The organism is Streptomyces sp. NPDC127595 (assembly GCF_042671685.1).
Lineage (GTDB): Bacteria > Actinomycetota > Actinomycetes > Streptomycetales > Streptomycetaceae > Streptomyces.
In genome coordinates, this window is record NZ_JBHXWK010000009.1 from 259,852 (window position 1) to 285,530 (window position 25,679).

Genomic DNA, 25,679 nt, shown 5'->3' on the forward strand with positions numbered 1-25,679 from the left:
CCTCCGGCGTTTGAGGAGCGGGGTCTGAGGCGGAGCCCCAGGTACAAGGGACGGGTAGGGGCGGAGGGGGCGAAAAACACCCCCCAACCACCCTTCGGCCGGCGCCGAAGTGTTCTCGGGGCATGCTGGACGGCATGACGAGGGCGAAGGACCCGGTGGGACCGGGGCTTGCGGCGTTGGCGGGGCTGATCGCCGATGAGACGCGGGCCGGATTTCTGCTGGCGTTGCTCGACGGGCGGGCGTGGACCGCAGGGGAACTGGCCCGGCAGGCCGGAGTCGCCGCGTCGACCGCCAGCGAGCACCTCGGCAAACTCGTCGCGGGCGGCCTGCTCACCGAGGAGAGGCAGGGACGGCACCGCTACGTACGGCTGGCCGACGCCGGCGTCGCACAACTCGTCGAGGACCTGGCCGCCCAGGTCTCACCCACCGCCGCCCACCGCCCCCGCACCCTGCGCCAGTCCGGCGCCGGATCCGCCATGGCCCGCGCCCGCACCTGCTACGACCACCTCGCCGGACGCCTCGGTATCGCTCTCACCGATGCCCTGACCAGCCGCGGGCTCATCCGCCAGGACACCGGCTTCGCTCTCACGGACGCCGGGCTCCGCTGGTTCGACACGGCGGGCATCGGCCTCGACCGCACCGGCCGGCGCCCCCTCGCCCGTGCCTGCCTCGACTGGACCGAGCGCCGCCCCCACCTCGCGGGCACCGCCGGCGCGGCCCTGTGCCGTCATGCGCTGGACGCGCGCTGGTGCGTACGTATCGGCTCGGAGCGAGCGGTCAAAGTCACCGCCGAGGGCGAACGCGCCTTCGCCGATCTCCTCGGGGTCGAGGCCACGGCGCTGCACTGACCTCAACCCAACCGGACGAGCCTCACCACGTCAGAGCCGGAATGCGGCGTCCGAAATCCGCGAGACCTCGCCTCGGCAGCCCGTTTAGCCTCAGGAGCATGATGACCACCCCGGCCCACTCCCCCGCTCAATCCCCCGCCGGCGCCCGGCGGCCCGACCTGCGCGCCGCGGTCGCCGCAACCGTCACCGTCGTGCTGTGGGCCTCGGCCTTCGTCTCGATCCGGAGCGCGGGTGCGGCGTACTCACCGGGCGCGCTCGCTCTCGGGAGGCTGCTGGCGGGAGCCGTCACGCTGGGCGTCATCTGCCTGATACGCAGGGCGGGTTGGCCACCTCGTTCGGCCTGGCGGGGCATCGCCGTTTCCGGGGTGCTCTGGTTCGGCGTCTACATGGTCGCCCTCAACTGGGGCGAGCAGCAGGTGGACGCGGGTACCGCGGCGCTGATCGTGAACATCGGCCCGATCCTCATCGCCCTGCTCGGGGCCCGGCTGCTCGGCGATGCCATGCCGCCGAGGCTGCTCGCCGGGATGGCGGTGTCGTTCGCGGGGGCGGTCGCCGTGGGACTGTCGATGTCGGGCGAGGGCGGTTCCTCCTCGGTCCTCGGGGTCGTGCTGTGTCTGCTCGCGGCCGTCACCTACGCGGCCGGGGTCGTCGCTCAGAAGCCGGTCCTCGGGGTGGCGAGTCCGCTCCAGGCCACGACGTTCGGCTGCGTGATCGGGGCGGTGGCGTGTCTGCCGTTCGCGGGGCAGCTCGTCCATGACGCGGCGGACGCGCCGGTGTCCGCGACGCTCAACATGCTTTATCTGGGGGTGTTTCCCACCGCGCTCGCGTTCACGACATGGGCATATGCGCTGGCCCGTACGACGGCGAGTCGGATGGGGGCGACGACGTATGCGGTGCCCGCGCTCGTGGTGATGATGTCCTGGCTGTTCCTGGGGGAGGTCCCGGGGCTGTTGACGCTCGCGGGTGGGGGGTTGTGCCTGGCCGGGGTGGCGGTGTCGCGCTCCCGGCCGAGGGGCGGGGTGGTGGAGCGTGTGCCGGAGCGTGGCTGAGGCTTGGACGGGTTTTCGCCCCCTCCGCCCCTGCCCGTCCCTTGCTTCCTGGGGGCTGCCGCCCCCAGACCCCCGCATCGGCCTGAACGGCCTCGTCCTCAAACGCCGGACGGGCTGAAAGCCCCCTCGCCAGGGTGGGGAGACGCTCAGATGTCGCTCCTGCGACGCACCGGCACCCCGCGTCGCAAGGGCTCCTCTCGTCCAGCCGCCCCCGGCTGCGCGGGTGAGCGCAACGCGATCCCCGATGACACAACCAGCAGCGCACCCAGCATCACGAACGGCGCGGCCACCCCCGCGGCTCCGGCGACCAGACCTGCCGCGGCGGGTGCGGCTACCTGGCCGAGGCGGTTGCCGGTGAGGCGGAGAGCGAGGGCCGTGGAGCGGGCGCCGTCGGGGGCGGCCTGGACCACCGTGGTCATCGACAGTGGCTGACCGACGCCGAGGCAGAAACCGAGGAGCAGGAGCATCGCGGCCAGTGCCCAGACCGGTACCGGCAGTGCGATGCCCGCGCACAGTACCCCCGCCGCCAGACAGGTCACACTGAGCAGGGCTGTCCGGCCCAGGAGTCGCAGCATCGGCGTCATCACCACCCGGCAGGCGATCGTGGCCGCCGCGCGCAGACTCAGCAACAAGCCGACCACGGACGGCGCGATACCCCGGTGTTCACCGACGACCGGCAGATACGCGGTGAGGATGTCCGTCGCCGACAGCACGGCAAGGCTGCTGAAGATGCCCGCGGGGACACCCCGGGTGCGCAGGATGCGGCCCACGGGGACGCGGTCGCCTTGTGCCGCACGGGACTTGGGCGCCGTACGGTGTTCGATGCGCCACAGCGAGGTGAACGAGACCGCCGCGAGGCCGCCGGCGACGAGCAGGGCCAGGGCGCTGGTGCCCGCCATGTCGGAACCGCCGATGAGAGCGCCCGCGGCGATCGGGCCGACGAGCTGGCCGAGGGAGGCGCCGATGGTGAAGTGGCCGAAGTTGCGGTCCTGTTCGTGCGGCGCGGACTGGCGGGCGACGATCGACTGGGCGCCGATGACGAAGCAGAGGTGGCCCAGGCCCATCACCCCGCTCCACGCGGCCATCGCCGTGAGCGAGTCCGCCCTGCCGCTGAGCGCGCAGCCGCCCGCGATGAGCACCACGCCGATGGGCAGGAGGGGTGCGCAGCGGCCGTGGTCGGTGCGGCGGCCCAGCGGTACCGCCGCGAAGAGTGGCAGCAGGGCGTACACGCCCGCGATCACGCCGATCGCCCGCTCGTCGGCGCCGAGGGCGAGCGCCCGGTAGGAGACGGCCGGCCGCGCCATCGACACCGCTCCCTGCGCGAAGCTGAAAGCGATGACCAGGCGCAGCAACCAGCCGCGGTTTCCACCGGGCCCCACAGTGATCCTCCATCCGGTGACGAGCGACGGGCGTCCGTGCCTGCGCGTGGGTCAGACGTCCGTGCGCCTGCGCCTGCGTCTGCCGGCGTCAGATGATGCCGAACAGGATTCCCGCCCCGAGCACCACCAGGGAAGTGAGCGCCGCCCACTTCACGACGAACCTGGTGTGGTCGCCGAACTCGACCTTCGCCATGCCGACGAGGACGTAGACGGCGGGGACCAGCGGGCTCGACATGTGCAGCGGCTGGCCGACGAGGGAGGCGCGGGCGATCTCCAGTGTGGAGACACCGTGGGCCTGGCCCGCCTCGGCGAGGACCGGGACGATGCCGAAGTAGAAACCGTCGTTCGACATGAAGTACGTGAGCGGGATGCTCAGGACGCCGGTGACGAAGGCCATGTGGGGGCCCATGCCGTCCGGGATGTTGGAGACGAGCCACTCGGCCATGTGGTCGACCATGCCGGTGCCCTGGAGGACGCCGGTGAAGACGGCGGCGGCGAAGACCATGCCGGAGACGTTGAGGACGTTCTCGGCGTGGGCGCCGAGGCGGGCCTTCTGGTCGGGCATGTGGGGGAAGTTGACGGTGAGCGCGAGGGCGGCGCCGAGCAGGAACAGCACCGGGATCGGCAGCAGCTCCATGATCATGGCGGTGAGCAGGGTGAGCGTGAGCAGCGCGTTGAACCAGTAGAGCTTGGGGCGCAGGGTGGCGCGGTGGGGGTCGAGGACCGCGAAGCCGTCGTCGTCCTCGTCCTCAGGCGCGTCCGCGTCCGTGCCGGAGCCCGAACCGCCGGTGCTCACGGCCTTCTTGTGAAGGTCGACCGAGCCACCCGCGCCCGCACCGACCAGAACCGTCTCGGCCTCCTGCGGCTCCAGTACCTGCTGCGGCTCAAGGACCTCCTCCAGCGTCAGCCGGCCCAGCCGCGTGCGCTCGCGGCGACCGAGGACGTACGAGAGCACGAAGACGCCCAGGAGGCCGACGGCGAGGGCCGGGATCATCGGTACGAAGATGTCGCTGGCGTCGACCTTGAGGGCGGTGGCGGCGCGGGCGGTCGGGCCGCCCCAAGGGAGGGTGTTCATCACGCCGTTGGCCATGGCGGCGACGCCGGTCATCACGACGAGGCTCATCTTGAGGCGCTTGTAGAGCGGGTACATCGCCGAGACCGTGATCATGAAGGTGGTCGAACCGTCGCCGTCGAGGGAGACGATCGCGGCGAGCACGGCCGTGCCGACCACTATGCGCAGCGGATCGGCCTTGCAGAACTTCAGGATGCCGCGCACGATCGGGTCGAAGAGCCCGACGTCGATCATCACTCCGAAGTAGACGATCGCGAACATGAGCATCGCCGCGGTGGGGGCGAGGCTGGTGACGCCGTCGATGACGTAGTCACCGAGCTCGGCGCCCTTCCCCACGAACACGCAGAAGAGCGCCGGGATCAGCACGAGCGCCGCGATCGGCGACATCTTCTTCAGCATGATCAGGACCAGGAAGGTCGCGATCATGGTGAAGCCGAGGATGGTCAGCATGAGTGGATACCTAACGTTCGCCCTTGAACTCCCACCTGGGACGGCGGTGCGAGTGACGTTAGGTCGGGTGCGCAACTCTTAACAAGACGTTGACACGTGAGCAATAAGCGCAAAACTCCAGGTCACAGCTTTGCTCAACTCACAGGGGTCAGCTCCACGGGTACGCCGTTGAGGACCGCGGTCCCTGACAGGGGGTCGAGGAGGCTGCCGTCGAGGAGCTGGTTGACGTTGACTCCGGGGTCGAGCGCGGCGTGGCTCATCCGGGTGCCGGGGCGGTCGTGTCCCCACCCGTGCGGCAGGCTCACCACCCCGCGCCGTACGGCGTCGGTGACTTCGGCGGGGGCGGTCACCTCTCCTCCGGCGCCCTTGACGCGGACGGCCGAGCCGTCGCCGATCCCGAGGAGTTCGGCGTCCTCGGGGTGGATGTGCAGGGTGCAGCGGTTGGTGCCGCCGGTGAGGGCGGGCACGTTGTGCATCCAGCTGTTGTTGGAACGCAGGTGGCGGCGGCCGATGAGTACGAGGGCGGAGGGGCGCTCGCGCAGGGCTTCCCGCAGCCGGGGAAGATCGTCGGCAATCGGTCCGGGCAGCAGCTCGATCTTGCCGCTGCGGGTCTTGAGCGGCCCCGGCAGTCGCGATCGCAGGGGCCCGAGATCGATGCCGTGCGGATGCGCGAGCAGCTTCTCCAGACTCAGCCCGTCGGGCCGTACGCCGAAACCGTCGCCGTAGGGACCCAGGCGCAGCATCATGTCGAGCCGCCGCTCGGGGCCGTTGACGCCGGTGAGCTGTGCGGCGAGTTCCTGCGGGTCGCGTCCGTGCACCGGGGAGTGTGCCTCGGTGACGGACTTGCCGAGGGTGCTGCCGATGACCATCGCGTCCACGTCGGACGGGTCGGCGCCGTGCATGCCGGTCGCGGCCAGGGTGAGGCGCGCGAGGATCTCGGTCTCGGCCAGGCGGCCGGGCTCCAGGGGGACGGCGGCGCGGGTGTAGCGGACCTGGTTGCGTACGGCGAGGGTGTTGAAGGCGAAGTCGTGGTGGGCGCTCTGCGCGGGCGGGGGCGGCGGGAGCACGACGTGCGCGTGGCGTGAGGTCTCGTTCAGGTACGGATCGACGCTGACCATGAAGTCCAGCGAGCCGAGGGCCTTGTCGAGGCGGTCGCCGTCGGGTGCGGAGAGTACGGGGTTGGCGGCGACGGCGATGACCGCGCGGATCGGTTCGCCCTGCTCGGTGGCGGTGTCGATCTCTTCGGCGAGGGCGGCGAGCGGCAACTCCCCCTTGGCTTCGGGGTGCCGGCTCACCCGCGAGTGCCAGCGTCCGAGGGCGAAGCCGCGGCCGGGTCCTGCGGGGCGGGGTGTCCGGTCGGTGGCGGCCTGCGGGAAGAGGGCGCCGCCGGGCCGGTCGAGGTTGCCGGTGAGGATGTTGACGACGTCGACTAGCCAGCTGGTCAGGGTGCCGTGCGGGACGGTGCAGCTGCCGATGCGGCCGTAGACGGCGGCGGTTGGTGCGGCGGCGAGCTCGCGGGCGAGCGCCCTGATCGTGTCCGCGGGGACATCACAGGCCTCGCTTGCCGCCTCGGCAGTGAAGTCCCGTACGGCGTGGGCGAGTTCGTCGATGTCCTGGACGTGCGGGGTGAGGTCGCCGAGTTCGACGAGGTTCTCCTCGAAGAGGACGTTCGCCACGGCGGCGAGCAGCAGCCCGTCGGTTCCGGGACGGATCGCCACGTGCCGGTCGGCGAGCTTGGCCGTACGGGTCCGTCGCGGGTCGATGACGGTCAGCGTGCCGCCGCGCGCCCGCAGCGCCTTGAGTTTGCCGGGGAAGTCGGGGGCGGTGCACAGACTCCCGTTGGATTCCACGGGGTTGGCGCCGATGAGCAGGAGGTGGTCGGTGTGGTCCAGGTCGGGTACCGGGATCGCGTTGGCGTCGCCGTACAGCAGGCCGCTCGACACGTGTTTGGGCATCTGGTCGACCGTGGAGGCGGTGAAGATGCCGCGGGTGCCGAGGGCGGCGAGCAGGACGGTCGGGTAGAGGCCACCGGCCATGGTGTGCACGTTCGGGTTGCCGAGGACGACGCCGACCGCGTGCGGCCCGTACTGCTCGACGACGGGCCGCAGTCCGGCGGCCACCGCGTCGAAGGCTTCCTCCCAGCTCGCTTCGCGCAGCTCGCCGTCCTTGCGTACGAGGGGGGTGCGCAGCCGGTCCGGGTCCCCGTCGGCCGCCCCGAAGGAGGCCCCCTTCGGGCAGATGAACCCCTTGCTGAACACGTCGTCGCGGTCGCCCCGGGCGCCGGTCACCCGGGTGCCCTCGATGGTGAGCGTCAGCCCGCAGGTGGCCTCACAGAGCGGGCAGATCCGCAGGGCGGTGCGGGAGTCGGGGGTGGTGCCGGTGGTGCGGGACACGGGGTCCTCCCGGAGGGCGGTGGCAGCGTTGGCACACGGACTGGGGCCGAGCATACCGACCGGTATGGATGGAGGGGAGGGCCCGCTGGGGGTCAGGTCGGAAATTCGCGAGCGGTTCACCGCCGGCCGGCTTCCGGTTCCGGGGCCCCAGGCCGAGGACTCGCTCAGCGCCAGTGCCTCAGTCCAGGACTCGCGCGGCGCCGGAGCCTCAGTCCAGGACCCGCTCAGCGCCGGAGCCTCAGTCCAGGACCCGCTCAGCGCCGGAGCCTCAGTCCAGGACCCGCTCAGCGCCGGAGCCTCAGTCCAGGACCCGCTCAGCGCCGGAGCCTCAGTCCAGGACCCGCTCCAGATAGGCCCGCAGCAGCACACGCGTCTCCTCGATGATCCGTTCGTCGCCCTCCGGGGCGAGCCGGAAGGCCAGGTGGACGAGGGTGTCGGCGGACTCCACCGCGACCAGGAAGACGCGGCGGAGGTCCTCGTCGGGGGTGCGGTCGAGGTATCCGGCGAGGAGCTCGGTGAGACGGTCGGCGACTCGGGTGTTGGGCTCGGCGCGGGAGCCGACCGGGATCTGGTTGCCGAAGTCGACGAGGGAGAAGCCGGGCGCGGTGCGCTTCATCCCTATGTACTCGTCGAGCACGGCGTCCACGGCCGCACGCCAGCCGCTCGGGACCCGCCCCTCCTCGTCGGTCTGCTGAAGCCGGAGGGTGACGCGCTCGGCGTAGCGCTCCAGGTTGCGCTGGGCGAGCGCGTCGGCCATCGCGCGCTTGTTGCCGAAGAAGCGGTAGACGGAGCCGATGGGTACGCCGGCGCGCTGGGCCACGGCCCGGGTGCTCAGGGTGTCGTAGCCGACCTCGTCGAGAAGGTCGGCGCAGGCGTCGAGGATGCGGGTCAGTCGTTCTGCGCTACGGCGCTGCACGGGCGCTCGGCGCAGCGAGGTCGCATGGGGCACGGGCTTCATGATGCCTTTCCGCCGGGGTCCGGTGAACCTCCGGTCTCAATACGGGCCTCAGTGCCGCTCGTACTCATCGAGGGTTCCGGCGCCTCGGTCGCGTCCGACGTCTGCCTGGCCTGCGACGCCGTGATGTCCGCGGTGCTCTCGACCGGCTCTTCGTCGACGGCCCACAGGGTTTGGTCGTCGGCGTAGAGCCGGGCGGTGACCTGGTGTGTGCCGCGCGGGACGAGATCGCCGGGGATGTGGTACTCGGAGGTGCGGAGCGTGGCGATACTGCGGCCGTCCAGGTAGAGGATGGCGATCCCGCTTCCGGCGACGGCCACCGAGCGCGTACCGGCGGGTGAGAAGCGGAAGCGCTCGACGGTCAGCCGTACGTCCCAGCCGTTGTCGGATTCCGGCTGGACCTCGATCGCGACCTCGGGTGCGCCCTTCTCCTCGATCTCACGGTAGCGCCGTCCCGCCTCGTCCGTCTTCTCCAGCAGCTCGCCCACGGGCGAGGCCGATACCCCGTCCTTCGGCTCGCGCGCGTCGCCGGAGCCGCAGCTCGCCGTTCCGCCGAGCAGGGCACAGACCGCGAGCGCGGCGAGCAGTCCACGCGTCCACGACATGCCGGGGAGCGTAGAACATCGCACTGACACTCGGATCCCCCTGGGGTCGGGTTCCTGAGCCGCGGACCGACCCCTGAGGTGTACGGCCCGCCGAGACATGCGGCTCCCCGAGTCGTATGACCCTGAGTCGGACGGCTTCCCGAGTGCCCCTGAGCCGGATGGCTTCCCGAGGCGCACACCCCTGATTCCTACGGCCTCTTGCGTACACCGCAATCCATTCCTATGGTGAAGCATAGGAATCAAATCCGAGGGAGTGCTCATGAGCGGGGACGCGGCGATCCTGGGTGAGGACGCGAGGAAGACGGCCGAGGGGCTTGCCCACCTCTCCGGATTCGGCAACGAACACAGCTCGGAGGCGGTCCCCGGCGCCCTTCCGATCGGCCGCAACACGCCACAGCGGGCGCCGCTCGGGCTGTACGCGGAGCAGTTGAGCGGTTCCGCGTTCACCGAGCCGAGAACACACAACCGGCGCTCGTGGCTCTACCGCATCCGCCCGTCGGCCGCGCACCCCCCGTTCACCCGCACCGACAACGGCGCGCTGCGCACGGCTCCCTTCACGGAGACGGTGCCCGACCCCAACCGGCTGCGCTGGAACCCACTGCCCGAGCCCCCGCCCGGCACCGACTTCGTGACCGGTCTCTGGACTCTCGGCGGCAACGGCGACGCCACCCAGCGCACGGGCATGGCGGTGCACCTGTACTACGCCAACTCCTCGATGGAGCGGGTGTTCAGCGACGCCGACGGCGAGCTGCTGATCGTGCCGGAGCGCGGCGGACTGCTGCTGCGCACCGAGTTCGGGCTGCTCGCTGTGGAACCCGGCCATGTGGCGCTCATCCCCCGTGGTGTCCGGTTCCGCGTGGAATTGCTGGACGAGAGCGCCCGCGGCTATGTGTGCGAGAACTATGGAGCGCCCTTCCAACTGCCCGACCTGGGCCCGATCGGCGCCAACGGACTCGCCAACGCCCGGGACTTCCTCGCACCCGTCGCCGCCTACGAGGACGTCGAGGGCCCGGTCGAGGTGGTGAACAAGTTCTGCGGCAATCTCTGGACGGCGACGTACGACCACTCACCGCTGGACGTCGTCGCCTGGCATGGCAACCATGTGCCCTACGTCTATGACCTGCGCCGTTTCAATGTGATCGGCACCATCAGCTACGACCACCCGGACCCGTCGATCTTCACGGTGCTGACCTCGCCGAGCGACACCCCGGGACTGGCCGGTGTGGACTTCGTGGTGTTCGCGCCGCGCTGGCTGGTGGGCGAGGACACCTTCCGGCCGCCGTACTTCCACCGGAACGTGATGAGCGAGTACATGGGACTCATCGAGGGCGCTTACGACGCCAAAGCCGAGGGCTTCGTGCCGGGAGGCGGTTCGCTGCACAACATGATGTCGGCGCACGGGCCGGACCGGGACACCTTCGACCGGGCTAGCGCCGCCGAACTCAAGCCGCAGAAGATCGACGACGGGCTGGCCTTCATGTTCGAGACCCGCTGGCCGGTGACCGTGACGGCACAGGCCGCGCGGGCGGAGCACCTGCAACGGGCGTACGACGACGTGTGGCAGGGCCTTCAGCGGAACTTCCACCCGGCCGGCTGACTGCCCTCGCCCGTTCCTCCGATCGCCGCCGCCGCCCGTCACACTCTCCGACGTCCGCCGCACTGCCCGCCGTCGCCGTCACGCCCCTCCCCGTCGCACGTTGCACTGAACGCCCCCGACCGGTACGGATAACCCTCGTGACCTCCTTCGCCCCGGACTCGATCGTCCTGAACCGCAAGCTGCCGCTCTGGTATCAGGTGTCGCAGTCCCTGCGCGCCTCGATACTCGGCCGCAGCGCCCAGGACCCGCTGCGCCTGCCCACCGAGGAGCAGTTGGCGGAGCACTACGGGGTGAGCGTGCTGACCATGCGGCAGGCGCTCAAGGAGCTGGAGGAGGAGGGGCTGATCACCCGGCACCGCAGGCGCGGCACGTTCATCGAGCCGAGCGCCCAACGAGGCGCGCCCGTACGGCTCCTCGGCTCGGTCGACACGATCGTGGCGCAGCAGTCGGGGATGACGACGGAACTGCTGGACCACGGCACGGTGCCCGTGTCCGCCGAACTCGCCGAGTACTTCCCGGATCTGGCCGAGGTCGGCTCGTACCACCGGCTGCGCGGCGACGAGAAGACGGGTGAGCCGACGAACCACGCGCGCAACTTCGTACGTCCCGAACTGGCGGCGCTGATCGATCCCGAGGACCTGGTGCGCTGGCCCATGACAAAGGTGCTGCGCGATGTGGTGGGCATCCGGATCAGCCGGATCACCGACACCGTGGAGGCCACGCTCGCGGACCCGGAGACGGCGCGGCTGCTCCAGGTCCCCTTGCTCAGCCCGATCCTGCACTACACCGGTGTCATCCATGGGGAGGACGGCCGCGCCCTGGACGTGGCCCGCATCCACTACCGCGGCGACCGTTTCTCCTTCACGGTCACCCTCGACGCCCACTGACCACCATCTCGAAGCCCACTGACCATCCCGACGCCCTCTGACCACCTCGTGGACCACGTCGTACGATGCCGAGCGTGACGCAGGACGACGACGCCCCGCCGCTGGCGGACCTCATGCCGTGGTCGGCCGCTCCGCCGAGGCTGGGCCGGAGGTGGCCGACGGCTCCCGACGCCGCGTCCCTGAAGGCTCGGTGGGACGCGCTGGTGAAGGCGCAAGGGGCGGAGCGGGAGACGTTGTTCGGCGTCACCCGCTCGCGCAGTCCGCATTCGGCGGTGGCGCAGTTGCCGGGGCAGGCGAGTGGGACCGGGCGGCTGGCGCGTGAGCCGGGGCCCTGCGCGGAGCCGGTCCGGGTGCTGGGCGGTCCCTTCGACGAGCAGTGGCTGATCCCGGACCACCGGCTGATCGACGCGGCGCGCCCCGAGTTGTGGCGGGTCGCCGATGAGCGGCAGCTGTTCGCGGTCGAGCAGACGGTGGTGCCGGAGTCGTCGGGGCCTGCGTTGCTGGTCGCCTCAGTCCTGCCGCTGAGCGCCGGCCGCGGAGGCCGTGTCCGTCCCCTCTACCGTCGCCCCGGCGCTCTGGAACCGAACCTGGCACCGGGCCTGTTGGAGCACCTCCGTAGCCGCCTCGGCCACTCCCCCGATCCCGTCGACGTCCTCGCCTGGACGGTGGCGGTCACCCGGGCGGGCCGCGGCGGGCTTGCCGTCCCTCTCACCGCCGACCCCGGACTCTGGTCGCACGGCGTCGAGTTGGGGCGCCGGATGCTGTGGCTGATGCGACGCGACGGTGAACGGCCCAAGCTTCCCGGGGGCCGTCGCCCCTACGTCCGCTCACCGCTCCCGGTTCTCCCGGTCGACGTGCAGTACGACCGCGACGAGGAGGCCCTCCAGCTCGACGAGGGCCGGATCTCCCCCGTCCCGCCGGAGGCCTGGGACTTCGAGGTGGGCGGAGTCCGCGTACTGGAGCAGTGGTTCGCGGCCCGGACGCAGCCGCCCGAGCCGGGCACCCTGGAGGCGATCCGCCCCGCCACCTGGCCGCAGGCCTGGACGTCGGAGCTGCTCGAAATCGTCACGGTGCTGGCGCTGCTGGCGGAACTGCGGCCTCAGCAGGCCGAGTTGAAGATGGAGGCCCCGATCACGGCGGCCGAGCTGCGCAAGGCGGGCGTACTGCCGGTGCCGGACGGGGCACGGCGGCCGGCGTCGGTGCTGGACCACCACGAGGAAGGCCCGGAGGGCCAGTTCGCGCTGATCTAGCCTTTCGCTACCGGCCCTTCGGCTCGAATGCGTCCAGGACCCGCCCCAGCGCCCGCTCCAACACCGCCTCCAGGTCGATCGGACCGGAGTCCTCCATGAAGGCCGCCGCCATCCGCGGATACTCACCCGTCGCGATCCGGCCGCCCAGATAGCCGATGCGGACCGCGTTCTCCTGCTCCTCGGACCAGGGCAGGGAGCGGGTCCGTTCGGCGGTGGCCAGTTCGTTGCCGACGTACGTCGTCACGACGCCGTTGAGCATCGCGATCAGCTCGAACTTCGTGCCGTAGGGCACGTCGAGGGGGTCGAGGCAGGCGAGACAGTGTTCCAGGTAACGCAGGGCGTTGGGGCTGAAGCCGTAGACCGGGGACATCAGGCGCGGCAGCCAGGGGTGTCGGTGCATGAGGGCGCGGCCCTGATGGGCCATCCGGAGCATGTCGGCGCGCCAGTCGCCCGAGGGTTCCCGGAGCTCGTGCTCGCCACTGATGACGTCGACCATCAGCTCGTACAGATCCTCCTTGCGGGGGACGTAGTTGTAGAGCGACATGGTGCCGCAGCCCAGTTCGGCCGCGACGTGCCGCATGGAGACTCCGTCGAGCCCCTCCGCGTCCGCGAGCCGCACCGCGGCGGCCGCGACGTCGGCGCGGCTGTACGCGGGCCGCGGACCACGGCCCGCACGCTCGGGACGAGCCCAGATCACTTCGGGTACGGCACTGCGCCCTGGCATTGGTCGATCACCTCGCAACCATCGTAGTTACGTACACCGTACGTAGTGCGCTATGGTCTACCCATGACAACTACGTACGCTGTACTTAGTGAAGGTCTGGAGAAGCGTTTCGGGGAGGTCCATGCCGTCAGGGGGCTGGATCTCGCGGTGGCCCAGGGCACGGTCTGCGGGATTCTGGGGCCGAACGGCGCGGGCAAGACCACGGCCGTACGGCTGCTCACCACCCTGCTGCGACCGGACGCGGGGTCCGCGCGTGTCGCCGGGCACGATCTCGTGCGGGAGCCGGGGGCCGTGCGCCGCTCGATCGGGGTCACCGGGCAGTACGCCTCGGTGGACGGTGACCTCACCGGGCGCGAGAACCTGCGGCTGTTCGCGCGGCTGCACCGGGTGCGGGGGACGGCGGCGCGGGCTGCCGAACTCCTCGACCGCTTCGGACTGACCGAGGCCGCCGACCGGCAGGCCTCCACGTACTCGGGCGGTATGCGCCGCCGCCTCGACCTGGCGGCGAGCCTGATCCGGCGCCCCGAGGTGCTCTTCCTGGACGAGCCCACCGCCGGGCTCGACCCCGCGAGCCGCAACCAGATCTGGGCGGCCGTGCGCGCTCTCAAGGACGAGGGCACGACCGTGCTGCTGACCACGCAGTACCTGGAGGAGGCCGACCAACTGGCCGACGACATCGCGCTCGTGGACCGGGGCAGGGTCGCCCAGACCGGCTCGCCCGCCGAACTCAAGGCGCTCATCGGCAGTTACGCGGAGGTGGTCGTCGCGCACCCGGAGGCGTTGCCCGGAGCCGCGGCGGTCCTCGACCAACTGACCGGCAGCGCGCCCTCGTTCGACCAGGAGCGGCATGCGGTCGGCGCGGTCACCACCGACACGACCCTGACGCTTCCCCGGCTGGTCCGTGAACTCGACGCCGCCGGGGTGCCGTTGCTCGACGCGAGCCTGCGTCCGCCGACGCTCGACGACGTGTTCCTGCGCCTGACCCACGACAGGACCGATGGGAACGACGGGACAGACAGGACCGACGGCATGACCGACTACAAGGAGCTTGTGACATGAGTGCGTTGGCGTACGACGGCACCGCGATCCTGGGCCGGAACCTGCAGCGGATGCGGCACAGCCCCGGGCTCCTCATCCTCACCCAGACCATGCCGATCAACATGCTGCTGTTCTTCGGCTATGTCTTCGGCAGCGCACTCGCGACGCCCGGACAGGCCTACCGCGCCTTCCTCGTGCCGGGGCTCCTGGTGGCGACCGCCGCCAACGGGATCATGACCGGCATGTTCCAGGCCGCCCAGGACTCGCACCGGGGTGTGATGGACCGCTTCCGGACGCTGCCGATGAGCCGGGCCGCGGTGCCGCTGGGCCAGGCCGCCGCCGATCTGGTCGTCACGACCGTCGGCATGCTTCCGCTGATGCTGGTCGGGCTCGCGGTGGGCTGGCGGATCGACGGATCGGCGCTCGAAGCGACCGGCGCCGTAGGCCTGTTGCTGCTGTTCCGGTTCGCGATGACCTGGGTCGGCATCCTGCTCGGGCTCGCCTCGCGGAGCGAGGAGGCCGCCGGTCAGCTCGGCGCTGCGACGTTCATGCTGCCGCTGCTGTCGAACGCCTACATTCCCACGGACAATCTGCCGGGCTGGCTGCGGACGATCGCCGAATGGAACCCGATCAGCGCGGTGGCCACGGCGATGCGGAACCTCTTCGGGAACGCGCCGGTGCCGACGGACGGCGCCTGGCCTGTGACACATCCCGTCGCCGGGTCGCTGGCCTGGTGCGCCCTGCTCATCGCGGTGTTCCTGCCGCTCGCCGGCCGCCGCTACACGCACGGCGGACGGTGAACCGCCACAGGCCGGCGAACGCCTATTTCTGAGGCGCGAGTTCGGGCCCCAGCGAAGAGAACTTCTCCTGGGACACCACGCGCTTCGGGGGCCAGGTGATGTTCTCCGGGGGCCACTTCTGGCCGGTCTTCTTCAGGAACCAGGCCGGAGGCTCGTACATCGGCGGCTCATAGCCGTCCGGGAGCGCCGTCTTCCACTCGACGTCCTTGGTGCGCTCCTTGAACTCGTCCTTGACGGCCTTGAGCCGCTCGGGCTGGGTGAGCAGGTCCACGGCCGTCGCCGCGAGGTACCGGGCGGCGGCGATGACGGCGGCCTGGCCGGGGGCGGCTGCCGCGCAGGACGCCGTGGACCAGGTGTGCATCTTGGTGCCGATCGGGGCGAGCGCGGCGCCCATCGACACGGTCGGTACGTTCCAGCTGATGTCGGCGACATCCGTGGAACCGCCGCCCAGGAACACCGGGTTGGGCGCGGTGAGTTCGGCGATCTCGGCGTGCATGCCCTGCTGGGGCAGGCCGAGGGACTCCTGCAGCTCCTTCGCCAGCACATGGGCCTCGTCGGCGAACTCGGGCGGCCCGATCTGCTTCATGTTCGCGTGCAGCAGTTCGGCGAAGGACTTGGAGGGCAGCTGGTTCCAGCAGGCTGAGGTGATGCGGTGCCGGACCGAGGTCTGCGAGGCCTTCGCCGCCGCCTCCGAGACGGCGATCACCTTGTCGAGGAGTATTTGGACCCGGGCGGGACTCCCTTCCCGTACGTAGTAGCTGATTTCGGCGATCTCCGGGGTCACGTTCGGGATGTCACCGCCGTTGTTGATCACCCAGTGCAGCCGGCCGCTCGGCGCCAGGTTCTCCTCGCGCAGGAACTCCGACATCGTCGCCATCATCACGGCGGCGTCCAGCGCGCTCTTGTTGCCGAGCGGGGTGCCGCCGTGGCCCGCGACGCCGAGGAAGGTGAAGGTCACGGCCGTCATCGCGGTGGTGGAGCCCCAGCCGGTGGCGTTGGAGGTCGAGGGGTGCCAGTCGAGGAACGCGTCGAGGCCGTCGTACACGCCCCGGCTGACCGCGTACGTCTTGCCGATCAGGGTCTCCTCGGCGGTGGAGCCGAAGAACTTCACGGTGACCGGCAGCTTGTGCTTCTTGGCGGCCTGCGCGACAGCCGCCGCGGCAGCCGCTGCCGCCGTGCCCAAGGCGCTGTGTCCGCAGCCGTGGCCCGGGCCGTAGCTGGGGGCGAACGGATCGTGGATGTACTCGCGCGGGTCGTGATGGCCGACGCCCTTGTTCTGCGAGAGGCCGGGCAGGGCGTCGTACTCGCCGCTGAAGCCGAGGACCGGGCCGCCGCTGCCGTACGAGTACGTGGCGGTGAACGCGGTCGGGAAGCCGGCGGTGCCGAACTTCACCTGGAATCCGGCCTTTTCGAGGAAGCCGGCCTCCGCGAGCGAGGAGTTCCACTCGCGCAGGCTGAGTTCGGCGTGGTCCCAGATCTCGGAGTTGAGACCGGTGATGGAGTCGGTGTGGGAGGTGATCCAGTCCAGGGCCGCCGTCTTGGCGGGGCTGTCCTGGGCGAGGCCCTCCGGCGCCGTGTACTCGGCTTCCGACGAGTCGGCCGACGCGGCCATCGCGGGGTCCGCCTCGGCCGTCATCACGGCCGTGGTGACACCGGCGGCGCCGAGCAGCTGCATGATGCGACGGCGGCTCAGCACCTGGCCGTTCGCGGTAAGCGACTCGTGTTCGTGTTGATCGTGCAGGTCACACACGCGCATCCTCCGGGGGTGAGGTCGGGTGTATCGGCCAAACGGATCTGCCTGCCCAACGAATCTGGGTGTATCGGCCAAACGGATCCTGTAAACGATCAGCCACCCTGGACCCATGACGTTGCCCCGTCAACATCCACGGATGACAAAGGTGTTACGCGGGAGTCATGATCCAGCACATGCAGCCACTCCCCCTTGAGGGCATCACCGTCGTCTCCGTCGAGCAGGCCGTCTCGGCGCCCTTCGCGACCCGTCAGCTGGCAGACCTGGGCGCCCGCGTGATCAAGGTGGAGCGGGTCGACGGCGGGGACTTCGCCCGCGACTACGACACCGCGGCGGCCGGCCTCGCCTCGCACTTCGTGTGGTGCAACCGGGGCAAGGAGTCCGTCGCCCTCGACCTCAAGGATCCGCGGGGCCTCGATGTCGTACGCCGGCTCGTCGCGGACGCGGACGTCTTCGTCCAGAACCTCGCGCAGGGCGCGGCGGCCCGCCTCGGCCTGGACGCGGCCACGCTGTGCGCCGCGCATCCACGGCTGGTCGCCGTGGACATCTCGGGGTACGGGGCGACGGGGCCGTACGCCGCCAAACGCGCGTACGACATGCTCGTGCAGTGCGAGGCGGGGCTCGTGTCGGTGACGGGGACGCCTGAGCAGCCCGTCAAGGCGGGGATTCCGGCGGCCGACATCGCGGCGGCCATGTACGCGTTCTCCGGGGTGCTCGCGGCGCTCGTCCGGCGCGGTACGACGGGGCGCGGGGGCCCGGTCGAGGTGTCCATGCTGGACGCGCTCGCGGAGTGGATGGGGCATCCGCTGCACCATGTGATGCACGGGGGAACTCCCCCGGCGCGCACGGGTCTCGCGCACGCCGTCATCGCGCCGTACGACGCGTATCCGACGACGGACGGCGGCCGGGTACTGCTGTCGGTGCAGAACGACCGCGAGTGGCAGCGGCTCGCCCAACAGGTCCTTGGCCAGCCGGAGTTGGCGGACGATCCGGCGTACGCGACGAACGCGGCGCGGGTCGCCAACCGCGAGCGCACGGACGCGCTGGTGGCGAAGGCGCTCGGCCCGCTCGGCGCCGATGAGGCGGTGGCCCGTCTGGAGGGTGCGGGTATCGCGTGCGCCCGCCTTCGGGACGTACGGGAGCTCGCGGAGCATCCGCAGCTTGCGGCCAGGGACCGGTGGCGGGAAGTGGGTTCACCGGCGGGGCCGTTGCGGGCACTGCTGCCGCCGATCACGCTGCCGGGTGGGGCGGAGGCGTGTATGGGGGCGGTGCCCGAGCTGGGGGAGCATACCGGGGCGGTGCTGCGGGGGTTGGGGCTGACGGAGGAGGACGTCGCGGAGCTGCTGCGGGACGGTGTGGCTCGGTAAGGGGGTGGGCTCTTACCGCGAGGTGACGGGCTCAGGTGAGCTGGGCCGGACCCGCGCCCGGAGAGCGCATCGGGTGGGGGTGCGCGTCCTGCCGGCCGCCGGGCGGGCAGGCGGGTGCCGAACGGTGTGAGCATGACCTGACCCGCGCCCGGTGATACACCGGGCGTCGCCGCCTGCCGTGGGGGTGACGGACGCGGAAAAGCGGCGCTGCGCCGGGTCGGTGGGACCGCCGGAGCGCGGGTCGGGAACGCCGGTGCCGCGGCCCTGCTCAGCGACCGCCGAACAGTGAACGGCTCAGCCGCTTGAGCGGCGCGAAGAGCGAGACCCGCCTCACTCGCGCAACCCTGCTGCTGCTCTCGTGCGCGGTGTCACGCGAGGTGAGCTCCCGCATCAGCGAGGTCGCCTCGGCTGTCTCGCGCTGCGGGATCGGAGGGCCGCCCAGCACCGCGAGATGGCGGTCGAGGCGCGAACTGGTCGCGCTGCTCCCGCACGTGATCGCAGGGACACGTGCCCTGCTGCGCACTGTTATCTGTTCCATGTCACTCCCCACCCGTACGAGTCCACCCGGCCCGGGCAGGCTAACCCTATCGCCCCCTCGTGGCACTCGGGTATCGCAGGCACATGATTCACCTTCCCCATAAGGGTGTTGACGATTACTCTCCGAATCCAACCGAATCCAGGGCGAGTTGGACAACTGGGGCAGAAGTGGGCTGGGCTGAGCCACCTTCGGGCTCGACGGTGACAGCGAGTGACGTCGCGGTCGTATTCAGTCCGTAGGCGACCAGGGGCGTGTCGCCGTCGAAGAGCCCCAGGGAGCGCGGATTCTCATCGGGGCGCATGAGCCAGAGCTGGTGCACGCGCCCTCCGGTGGGGGTGCCGTACCCGCTGAGTGTCACGACGGCGCTCCGCTCCGACGCGGAGGCGACCACGCCGATACCGCGCCCCTGGGCGTCCCGGTCGCCGGCCGCCCGGGCGTCGGGGGCCGCGAGGACGTGGGCGATCTCACGTGCCTGGGCGCGCTCCTGGTCCAGTTGGTCCTGGGCCCGCGTCGCCTGCACGGCGAAGAGTGAGGCGACGACGAGGGCGGCGGCGGCCGTGGTGGTGGCGAGCGGGGCGAGGAGCGGACGGAAGCGGGGGGCACGCCCGCGTGCGGTCTGATACGCGGGCTGATGGGGGGCGCTCGCGCGCGGCACGTGCAGGGGCGTCGGCTCCTGCGGTGTCGTCCGTACGGCGGTCAGCACCCGGTCGCGCAGTGCGGCGGGCGCCGGTGCCGCGGTGGACCAGGCGAGGCGCACCGCGTCCTCGGTGAGCGCCCGGACCTCGTCGTTGCAGAGCGGGCAGTCGCGCAGATGGCGTTCGAAGCGGCGGCGCTCGCCGGGTTCGAGGGCGTCCAGCGCGTAGGGGGCGGCGAGGGAGTGCAGATCGCGGCGCAGCAACCGGTCGAGGAGGCTCATCCGGCACCTCCCTCTCGTACACACGGACATCCGTGCGGTCGTCCATGGGCATCACGGCCGGGCAGCCCGGCAGGGCGGAGGTCGGGAACACTCATGCGACACCTCCCAGGCAGTCACGCAGCCGCGTGAGTCCGTCGCGCATACGGGTCTTGACCGTGCCGAGCGGCAGAGAGAGCCGTTCGGCAACTTCACGGTAGGTGTAGCCGTCGTAGTACGCGAGGGTGACGGACTGGCGTTGCAGGGCGGTGAGCCGGTCGAGGCAGCGGCGGACCCACTCGCGCTCCAGCCCGGCCTCGACCTCCTCGGCGACCTGGTCGAAGGCGGGATGGTGCGCGCGCTGTCCCTCACGCTGCTCGCGCTCGGTGGCGGCGCGGGCGCTGCGGACCCGGTCGACGGCCCGCCGGTGGGCGAGGGTGAGTACCCAGGAGAGGGCGCTGCCCCGCCGCGGGTCGAACCGCCCGGCGGAGCGCCAGAGTTCGAGCAGCACTTCCTGGGCCACCTCCTCCGACTGGGCGGGGTCCCGCACCACGCGGCGCACCAGTCCGAACACCGGCCCGGACACCAGTCCGTACAGCTCCTCGAATGCCTTCTGGTTGCCTCCGGCCACAAGCACCAGGAGTTCGTCCGCCTCCACCCGTACCCCCTCTCCGGCCACAGGGCCGTCCCGTCACTTACGTGTTCGCAGCGAGCACGCTCCCGGATGGGTTACGGATCAGCGAACCGAAAACGCGGGTCCGCCGCCAGGGAAACACGTCTGACGCGGAGACAGCCCGCCGGGGGCCAACGGGCCTGCCGGGGAGGCGAGATGGCGCGGAGGCCGGCCCGCCTCCGGTACAGGCCGGTCACAGAAACTGAGCCCGCCGCTGAGACAACCTGTGAAACCCGCCGTAAGAACGTTTGGGATTTGACCAATCCACCCCGGCGACCGCTCCGAATGGCGTGCGTCAGGCAATTGGGACGTGAGGACGGACGGCATGACACCTATCTTCAGGAGTGGCGCGGGGCGCAGGAGTCTCGCGACCCTCGTCTGTGGTGCGCTGGCCGCCGGGGGGCTCGCAGCCGCCGGCGTGACGGCTTTGGTTCCGGGGGCGGCCTCCGCCTCCAGCCACCGGGAGGCCCCGTTGATCTCGGGGACTCCGCAGTACGACAACACGGACGTGTACGCGTTCGTGAGCCCGGACAAGCCCGATACGACGACCATCGTGGCGAACTGGATCCCCTTCGAGGAACCGGCCGGCGGACCGAACTTCTTCACGTTCGCCGAGGACGCCCAGTACGACATCCACATCGACAACAACGGTGACGCGCAGGGCGAGTTGCTCTACCGCTACACCTTCAAGACGCACGTCAAGAACGGCGACACCTTCCTCTACAACACGGGTGCGGTCGACAGCCTCGACGACCCGGACCTCAACATCACGCAGACGTACGACATCGATCTGCTGCAGCTGAAGGACCAGAAGGTGGTGTCGCAGACGAAGGTCGCGGACGACGTTCCGGTGGCGCCGTCGAACGTCGGCAAGGCGTCGATGCCGGACTACGGCAAGCTGCGTAACGAGGCGATCCACGAACTCGCGGGCGGTTCCACGACGTTCGCCGGTCAGGCGGACGACCCGTTCTTCCTGGATCTGCGGGTCTTCGACCTGCTCTACGGCGGCAACCTGACCGAGGTCGGGCGGGACACCCTCAGGGGCTACAACGTCAACTCGATAGCCCTCCAGGTGCCGAGCCACATGATCCAGGAGTCGGCCGAGCAGCCCGTCGTCGGAATCTGGTCCACCACCCAGCGCAAGGACGCGCACGGTGACTGGACGCAGGTCTCCCGGCTGGGCATGCCGCTGGTGAACGAGGTGGTCAACCCCATCAAGGACAAGGACAAGTTCAACGCGTCCTCGCCCTGGAACGACGGCGACTTCCTGAAGAACGTGACCAACCCGGAGCTGCCCAAGCTCATCGAGGCGATCTACAAGATCCCGGCGCCGACGGAGCCGCGCAACGACCTCGTCGATGTGTTCCTGAAGGGCGTGGAGGGCCTGAACCAGCCGCCCAACGTCACCCCGGCGGAGGAGCTGCGGCTCAACACCTCGATCAAGCCGGTGGCTTCGCCCAAGCGGCTCGGTGTGCTGGACGGCGACACCGCGGGCTTCCCGAACGGACGTCGGCTCACCGATGACGTGCTCGACATCGCGCTGCAGGTCGTCGAGGGTGAACTGGTCGGCTCCAAGAACGACTTGGGCGACGCGGTCGACAAGAACGACAAGAAGTTCGGCCACACCTTCCCCTACCTGGCCAACCCGGCCGCGGGTTCCCGCGGAACGCTCGCCAAGGGCACGACCAGCGGGACCGACGTGCGCAACCAGCTCGGTGACGCGCTGCAGCCCACGAGTGCCTCCGGCGAGACCGACACCATGCTGATCGCGGCCTCCGCGGCGGCGGGCGCGGCCGGCTTCCTGCTGATCGGCAGCGGCCTGCTGTGGTGGCGCCGAAGGATGCACGACCGGGCCTACTGACCCGGCTCACGGATCCGCGGCCGGCCCACTGACCCGGCCGCACGATCCGCCGCCCGGGCATGCCGGCCCGGCTCACCGACTGGCGCGGCCCGCTCGTACTCATCCCCCACGGCGCGGGCCGCGCCGCCCAACCCCCGCAACGAGCGTTTCCACCAAGGAACCAAGGCACCAAGGACTTCGAGGAGAGGGCATGTCCCCGCGTACGAACGACAGCGCGCCGGCGAGCGAACGCGGCAGCGAGCCCGCGGACGGCGCCGCGGAGGCCATGCCCGAGGAGAGTCCCGCGGGTGCCGGGGCGGCCGACGCCGAGTCGCCGGGCCTGGCCGCCGGAGACGTGGCCGACAAGGTCACCGATGAGGTGCCCGACGAGCGGGTCGCCGCCGTCCGGCGATTGTCCGCGTCCGGGCGTCGTTGGCGTGCGGCTCAACTCGCCTTCTGCGCATCGGCGTTGGCCGTCGCGCTCACTGCCGGCGCCATAGTGGCCGGGGCCCTCCAGGACGACGGTGGAGCGGCCACCGTCGCGGCGGCGCCCGCCGGCGTCTCGCCGCAGTTGCTCGCCGGCGCGGATCTCGACGCGAGCATCACCTCGCTGCAGGCTCATCTCCGGGCCCAGCCCAAGGACTTCGGCGGCTGGTCGACGCTCGGGCTCGCCTACATCGAGCAGGCCCGCACGAAGGGCGATCCCTCCCGGTACCCGCAGGCACAGCAGGCGCTCGCCCGTTCCCTCGATCTGCGCCCGGACAACGACCCCGCGCTCGCGGGCCGCGCCGCCCTGGCCGCCGCGCGGCACGACTTCACCGGCGCCCTCAAGTACGCGGACCAGGCGCTCAAGCAGAACCCGTACAGCGAGCGCGCCCTCGCCTCCCGTATCGACGCCCTGGTCGAACTCGGCCGCTACGAGGAGGCGTCGAAGGCCGCAGACACGGCCGACTCGCGCCGCCCGGGCGTCCCGGTCTTCACGCGGTACGCGTACGTCAGCGAGCTGAGCGGCGATGTGCGGACCGCCCGCCGCGTCCTGGAGCAGGCGCTCGACTCGGCGACGACCCGCGGCGATGTCACGTATGTGGCCACCGCGCTGGGCCAACTCGCCTGGAACCAAGGCGAGTACAAGACGGCACTCACTTACTACGCCCGCGCGCTCGCCGCCGACGACACCTATCTCCCCGCCCTCGAAGGCCGCGCCCGCACACAGGCCGCACAGGGCGACAGCGCGGCGGCGATCAGCGGCATGGAGCAGGTCGTGGAACGGTATCCGCTGCCCCAACCGCTCGTGGAACTCGGTGAGTTGTACGAGGCGCGCGGCGAGGAGGGCGACGCCCAGCAGGCCCGTGACCAGTACGCGCTGGTGAACGCATGGGTCTCGCTGGCCCGCGCCAACGGCGTCAACGCCGATCTCGACACCGCGCTCGCCGCCGCCGACCACGGCGACAAAGAGGCCGCGCTCAAGGCGGCCCAGGCCGAGTGGGACCGCCGCCACACCGTGCACACCGCGGACGCCCTCGCCTGGGCGCTGCACGTCAACGGCCGTGACACGGAAGCCCTGCCGTACGCCCGCGAGGCGACGGCCACCGGCTATCGCAACGCGTCCTTCCTCTACCACCGCGGCATGATCGAGCGCGCCACCGGCCACGAGAAGGAGGCCGACGCCTCGCTGAAGGCGGCCCTCGACCTCAACCCGGGCTTCTCACCACTGGGCGCCGCCGAGGCCCGCAAGGCGCTGGAGGCCGACAAGTGACCCCTTCTCTCCGCCGCGCGTTCAGCTCGGCGGCGACCGTCCTCGCGGCCGCCTGCGCGCTCGTCCTCGTCCCCTCCGGACAGGCGAGCGCGCACCCGCTCGGCAACTTCACCGTCAACCGGTACGACGGCCTGGTCGCCGCCCCCGGACAACTGCGGGTCGACCACGTCGAGGACCTCGCGGAGATCCCGGCCACGCAGGCCGAGCCGCGGATCGAAGACCTCGGGCTGACCGACTGGGCCCGTCAGCGGTGCGAGACGGCCGCGCGGGACAGCGCTGTCACCGTCGGCGGCAGCGAGGTCCCGCTCAAGGTCGGCACGAGCGTCGCGCGCGTGCGGCCCGGGCAGGCGGGGCTCAACACCCTGCGCGTGGAATGCCGGTTGACGGCCGCTCTCCCCGAACAGGACACCGTGGACGTCGAGTTCCGAGGCGCGGGGGCCGCCGACAAGGGTCCGGGCTGGCGGGAGATCACCGCGCGCGGCGACCGGATGACGCTCGCCTCCTCGGACGTACCGACGGAATCGGTGTCGCGACAGCTCACCGAGTACCCGCAGGAACTGCTGTCGTCGCCGGCCGACACCGCGTCCGCGTCCCTGCGGGTGCGGGCCGGTGGCCCGGCGCTGGTCGAGAACGGCCGCGAAGCCCCCGCCGACTCGGTCCTCCCGCGCGGCGCCGACCGCTGGACCCAGGCGCTCGACTCCCTGGTAGCCAGCCACGAACTGACGATCGGTTTCGCCGCTCTCGCCCTGCTCATCGCGGTGGGCCTCGGCGCCCTGCACGCGCTCGCACCCGGCCACGGCAAGACCCTGATGGCCGCGACGGCGGCTGCCCGCGGCGGCCGGGCGGGCCTGCGCGACGTCCTGCCGCTCGCCGCCTCAGTGACGGTCACCCACACCCTGGGCGTGGTCGCCCTCGGCCTCCTGATCACCGCCGGTTCGGCCGCGGCGCCCTCCGTGATCGCCTGGCTGGGCGTCACCAGCGGGCTCCTCGTGACGCTGGCCGGCGCGACACTCGTACGCCGGGCCTGGCGCAACCGGGCACACGGGCACGGACACTCCCACGGGAGCGGGCACACGCACGGGAGCGGGCACACGCACGGGCATGGAGACGGCGACACGCACGACCACGGCCACGCGCACAGCGACGACCACGACCACGAGGGCGATCACGACCACAGCCACGCGCACTCGGAGCCCCCGCACACCGAACACGACCACGCCCACGACCACGAGCGTGCGCACGAGCACCCCCACGCCAGGCAGCACGAACGCCCTCTGGTCCTCGCGCACGCCCACGCCCACGCGTCCGCGGAAGCCCGCCCGCACCCTCAATCCGCCCCCGCTCCCTCCCTCACCCCCCATGAGAAGCGGGCCCCCCTCGAACACACCCACGGCGGCTTCACCCACACCCACCCCGTCGCTCCCACCGTCCGCGGCACGATCCTGCTCGGTTTCGCCGGCGGGCTCGTGCCCAGCCCTTCCGCCGTGGTCGTCCTGGTGGGCGCCGCGGCGCTGGGGCAGGCGTGGTTCGGGTTGCTCCTCGTCCTCGCGTACGGCGTCGGGCTGGCGTTGACGCTCACGGCGGCCGGGTTCGCCGTCGTGAAGCTCGGCGACGGGGTGAACCGGGTACTCGCCGGGCGCCCGCGGTGGGCCGGCGGGCCGGCCCTGGCCCTGCTGCGCAGGACCGCACCGCTGGGATCGGCGTTGGTCGTCGTGGCGCTTGGGGCCGGTTTGGTGTTCAGGGGGGCGGCATCCGTCCTCGGCTGAGCTACTTTTGGGGAGAAATCACGCGGATGCGCAGCGGATACCAATGGGGG

21 protein-coding genes are annotated in these 25,679 nt (G+C 71.2%); 11 read left to right on the top strand and 10 right to left on the bottom strand.

Going from position 1 to position 25,679, the window contains the following annotated elements; translation table 11 throughout:
- The first annotated feature begins 122 nt into the window (after positions 1 to 122).
- Together ACFVKT_RS27940 and ACFVKT_RS27945 are read left to right on the top strand one after the other, a co-directional pair.
- Positions 123 to 848, top strand: coding sequence for an ArsR/SmtB family transcription factor (locus ACFVKT_RS27940; protein ID WP_385736291.1), 726 nt, complete (start codon positions 123 to 125; stop codon positions 846 to 848).
- Positions 849 to 946: 98 nt separating this feature from the next.
- Entirely contained in the window at positions 947 to 1,897 is a 951-nt protein-coding gene (locus ACFVKT_RS27945) for a DMT family transporter (protein WP_385736294.1), read from the top strand.
- Between the two features lie 146 nt (positions 1,898 to 2,043).
- Here ACFVKT_RS27945 and ACFVKT_RS27950 read toward each other — a convergent pair whose 3' ends face one another.
- The 5 genes from ACFVKT_RS27950 to ACFVKT_RS27970 all read right to left on the bottom strand — a co-directional run bounded on the left by ACFVKT_RS27950 (position 2,044) and on the right by ACFVKT_RS27970 (position 8,751).
- On the bottom strand, positions 2,044 to 3,276 hold the full coding sequence (locus ACFVKT_RS27950; protein ID WP_385736297.1) for an MFS transporter: 1,233 nt from the start codon (positions 3,274 to 3,276) through the stop codon (positions 2,044 to 2,046).
- A gap of 88 nt (positions 3,277 to 3,364) precedes the next feature.
- A complete protein-coding gene (locus ACFVKT_RS27955; protein WP_385736300.1) occupies positions 3,365 to 4,798 on the bottom strand; it encodes a CitMHS family transporter in 1,434 nt (477 codons plus the stop codon).
- Between the two features lie 134 nt (positions 4,799 to 4,932).
- The gene (locus ACFVKT_RS27960; protein WP_385736302.1) at positions 4,933 to 7,191 is read right to left on the bottom strand and encodes a molybdopterin oxidoreductase family protein; all 2,259 of its coding nucleotides are present in this window, start codon (positions 7,189 to 7,191) and stop codon (positions 4,933 to 4,935) included.
- A gap of 328 nt (positions 7,192 to 7,519) precedes the next feature.
- Positions 7,520 to 8,149: a TetR family transcriptional regulator gene (locus ACFVKT_RS27965; RefSeq protein ID WP_385736305.1), complete on the bottom strand. Its 630-nt coding sequence runs from the start codon at positions 8,147 to 8,149 to the stop codon at positions 7,520 to 7,522.
- The gene (locus ACFVKT_RS27970; RefSeq protein WP_385736308.1) at positions 8,146 to 8,751 is read right to left on the bottom strand and encodes a hypothetical protein; all 606 of its coding nucleotides are present in this window, start codon (positions 8,749 to 8,751) and stop codon (positions 8,146 to 8,148) included. The genes ACFVKT_RS27965 and ACFVKT_RS27970 overlap by 4 nt, the downstream gene beginning before the upstream one ends.
- 259 nt (positions 8,752 to 9,010) lie before the next feature.
- On the opposite strand from ACFVKT_RS27970, the gene hmgA reads away from it, so the two are divergent.
- The 3 genes from hmgA (at position 9,011) to ACFVKT_RS27985 (ending at position 12,485) form a co-directional block, all read left to right on the top strand.
- Positions 9,011 to 10,348: a homogentisate 1,2-dioxygenase gene (hmgA, locus tag ACFVKT_RS27975; RefSeq protein ID WP_385736311.1), complete on the top strand. Its 1,338-nt coding sequence runs from the start codon at positions 9,011 to 9,013 to the stop codon at positions 10,346 to 10,348.
- 137 nt (positions 10,349 to 10,485) lie between these two features.
- Positions 10,486 to 11,235, top strand: a complete 750-nt coding sequence (locus ACFVKT_RS27980) for a GntR family transcriptional regulator (protein WP_385736314.1) — start codon at positions 10,486 to 10,488, stop codon at positions 11,233 to 11,235.
- A 65-nt stretch (positions 11,236 to 11,300) separates the two neighbouring features.
- Positions 11,301 to 12,485, top strand: coding sequence for a type ISP restriction/modification enzyme (locus ACFVKT_RS27985; RefSeq protein ID WP_385736316.1), 1,185 nt, complete (start codon positions 11,301 to 11,303; stop codon positions 12,483 to 12,485).
- Positions 12,486 to 12,492: 7 nt separating this feature from the next.
- On the opposite strand, the gene ACFVKT_RS27990 is transcribed toward ACFVKT_RS27985, so the two are convergent.
- Positions 12,493 to 13,209, bottom strand: coding sequence for a TetR/AcrR family transcriptional regulator C-terminal domain-containing protein (locus ACFVKT_RS27990; RefSeq protein WP_385736318.1), 717 nt, complete (start codon positions 13,207 to 13,209; stop codon positions 12,493 to 12,495).
- A gap of 63 nt (positions 13,210 to 13,272) precedes the next feature.
- On the opposite strand from ACFVKT_RS27990, the gene ACFVKT_RS27995 reads away from it, so the two are divergent.
- Both ACFVKT_RS27995 and ACFVKT_RS28000 read left to right on the top strand, forming a co-directional pair.
- Complete coding sequence (locus tag ACFVKT_RS27995) at positions 13,273 to 14,268, top strand: ATP-binding cassette domain-containing protein (RefSeq protein ID WP_385736321.1); 996 nt, start codon at positions 13,273 to 13,275, stop codon at positions 14,266 to 14,268.
- Positions 14,265 to 15,047 (top strand): ABC transporter permease, encoded by a 783-nt coding sequence (locus ACFVKT_RS28000; RefSeq protein ID WP_385736324.1) that lies wholly within the window; start codon positions 14,265 to 14,267, stop codon positions 15,045 to 15,047. The genes ACFVKT_RS27995 and ACFVKT_RS28000 overlap by 4 nt, the downstream gene beginning before the upstream one ends.
- A gap of 22 nt (positions 15,048 to 15,069) precedes the next feature.
- Here the strand turns inward: ACFVKT_RS28000 and ACFVKT_RS28005 are convergent, their stop codons facing one another.
- Positions 15,070 to 16,803, bottom strand: coding sequence for an amidohydrolase (locus ACFVKT_RS28005; protein WP_385736327.1), 1,734 nt, complete (start codon positions 16,801 to 16,803; stop codon positions 15,070 to 15,072).
- 170 nt (positions 16,804 to 16,973) lie between these two features.
- Here ACFVKT_RS28005 and ACFVKT_RS28010 point away from each other — a divergent pair, with 170 nt between their 5' ends.
- Positions 16,974 to 18,164 (top strand): CaiB/BaiF CoA transferase family protein, encoded by a 1,191-nt coding sequence (locus ACFVKT_RS28010; RefSeq protein WP_385736330.1) that lies wholly within the window; start codon positions 16,974 to 16,976, stop codon positions 18,162 to 18,164.
- Positions 18,165 to 18,432: 268 nt separating this feature from the next.
- On the opposite strand, the gene ACFVKT_RS28015 is transcribed toward ACFVKT_RS28010, so the two are convergent.
- From ACFVKT_RS28015 to ACFVKT_RS28025, 3 genes are all read right to left on the bottom strand, one after another.
- Positions 18,433 to 18,702: a hypothetical protein gene (locus tag ACFVKT_RS28015; protein WP_384387264.1), complete on the bottom strand. Its 270-nt coding sequence runs from the start codon at positions 18,700 to 18,702 to the stop codon at positions 18,433 to 18,435.
- Positions 18,703 to 18,817: 115 nt separating this feature from the next.
- Complete coding sequence (locus tag ACFVKT_RS28020; protein WP_385736333.1) at positions 18,818 to 19,618, bottom strand: anti-sigma factor domain-containing protein; 801 nt, start codon at positions 19,616 to 19,618, stop codon at positions 18,818 to 18,820.
- A gap of 91 nt (positions 19,619 to 19,709) precedes the next feature.
- Positions 19,710 to 20,252: a sigma-70 family RNA polymerase sigma factor gene (locus tag ACFVKT_RS28025; RefSeq protein WP_385736602.1), complete on the bottom strand. Its 543-nt coding sequence runs from the start codon at positions 20,250 to 20,252 to the stop codon at positions 19,710 to 19,712.
- Between the two features lie 340 nt (positions 20,253 to 20,592).
- Here ACFVKT_RS28025 and ACFVKT_RS28030 point away from each other — a divergent pair, with 340 nt between their 5' ends.
- The 3 genes from ACFVKT_RS28030 (at position 20,593) to ACFVKT_RS28040 (ending at position 25,629) form a co-directional block, all read left to right on the top strand.
- A complete protein-coding gene (locus ACFVKT_RS28030) occupies positions 20,593 to 22,128 on the top strand; it encodes a DUF4331 domain-containing protein (RefSeq protein WP_385736336.1) in 1,536 nt (511 codons plus the stop codon).
- 190 nt (positions 22,129 to 22,318) lie between these two features.
- A complete protein-coding gene (locus tag ACFVKT_RS28035) occupies positions 22,319 to 23,863 on the top strand; it encodes a tetratricopeptide repeat protein (protein ID WP_385736339.1) in 1,545 nt (514 codons plus the stop codon).
- Positions 23,860 to 25,629, top strand: coding sequence for a nickel transporter (locus ACFVKT_RS28040; protein ID WP_385736342.1), 1,770 nt, complete (start codon positions 23,860 to 23,862; stop codon positions 25,627 to 25,629). Before ACFVKT_RS28035 ends, ACFVKT_RS28040 begins: the two co-directional genes overlap by 4 nt.
- Positions 25,630 to 25,679: the final 50 nt, after the last annotated feature.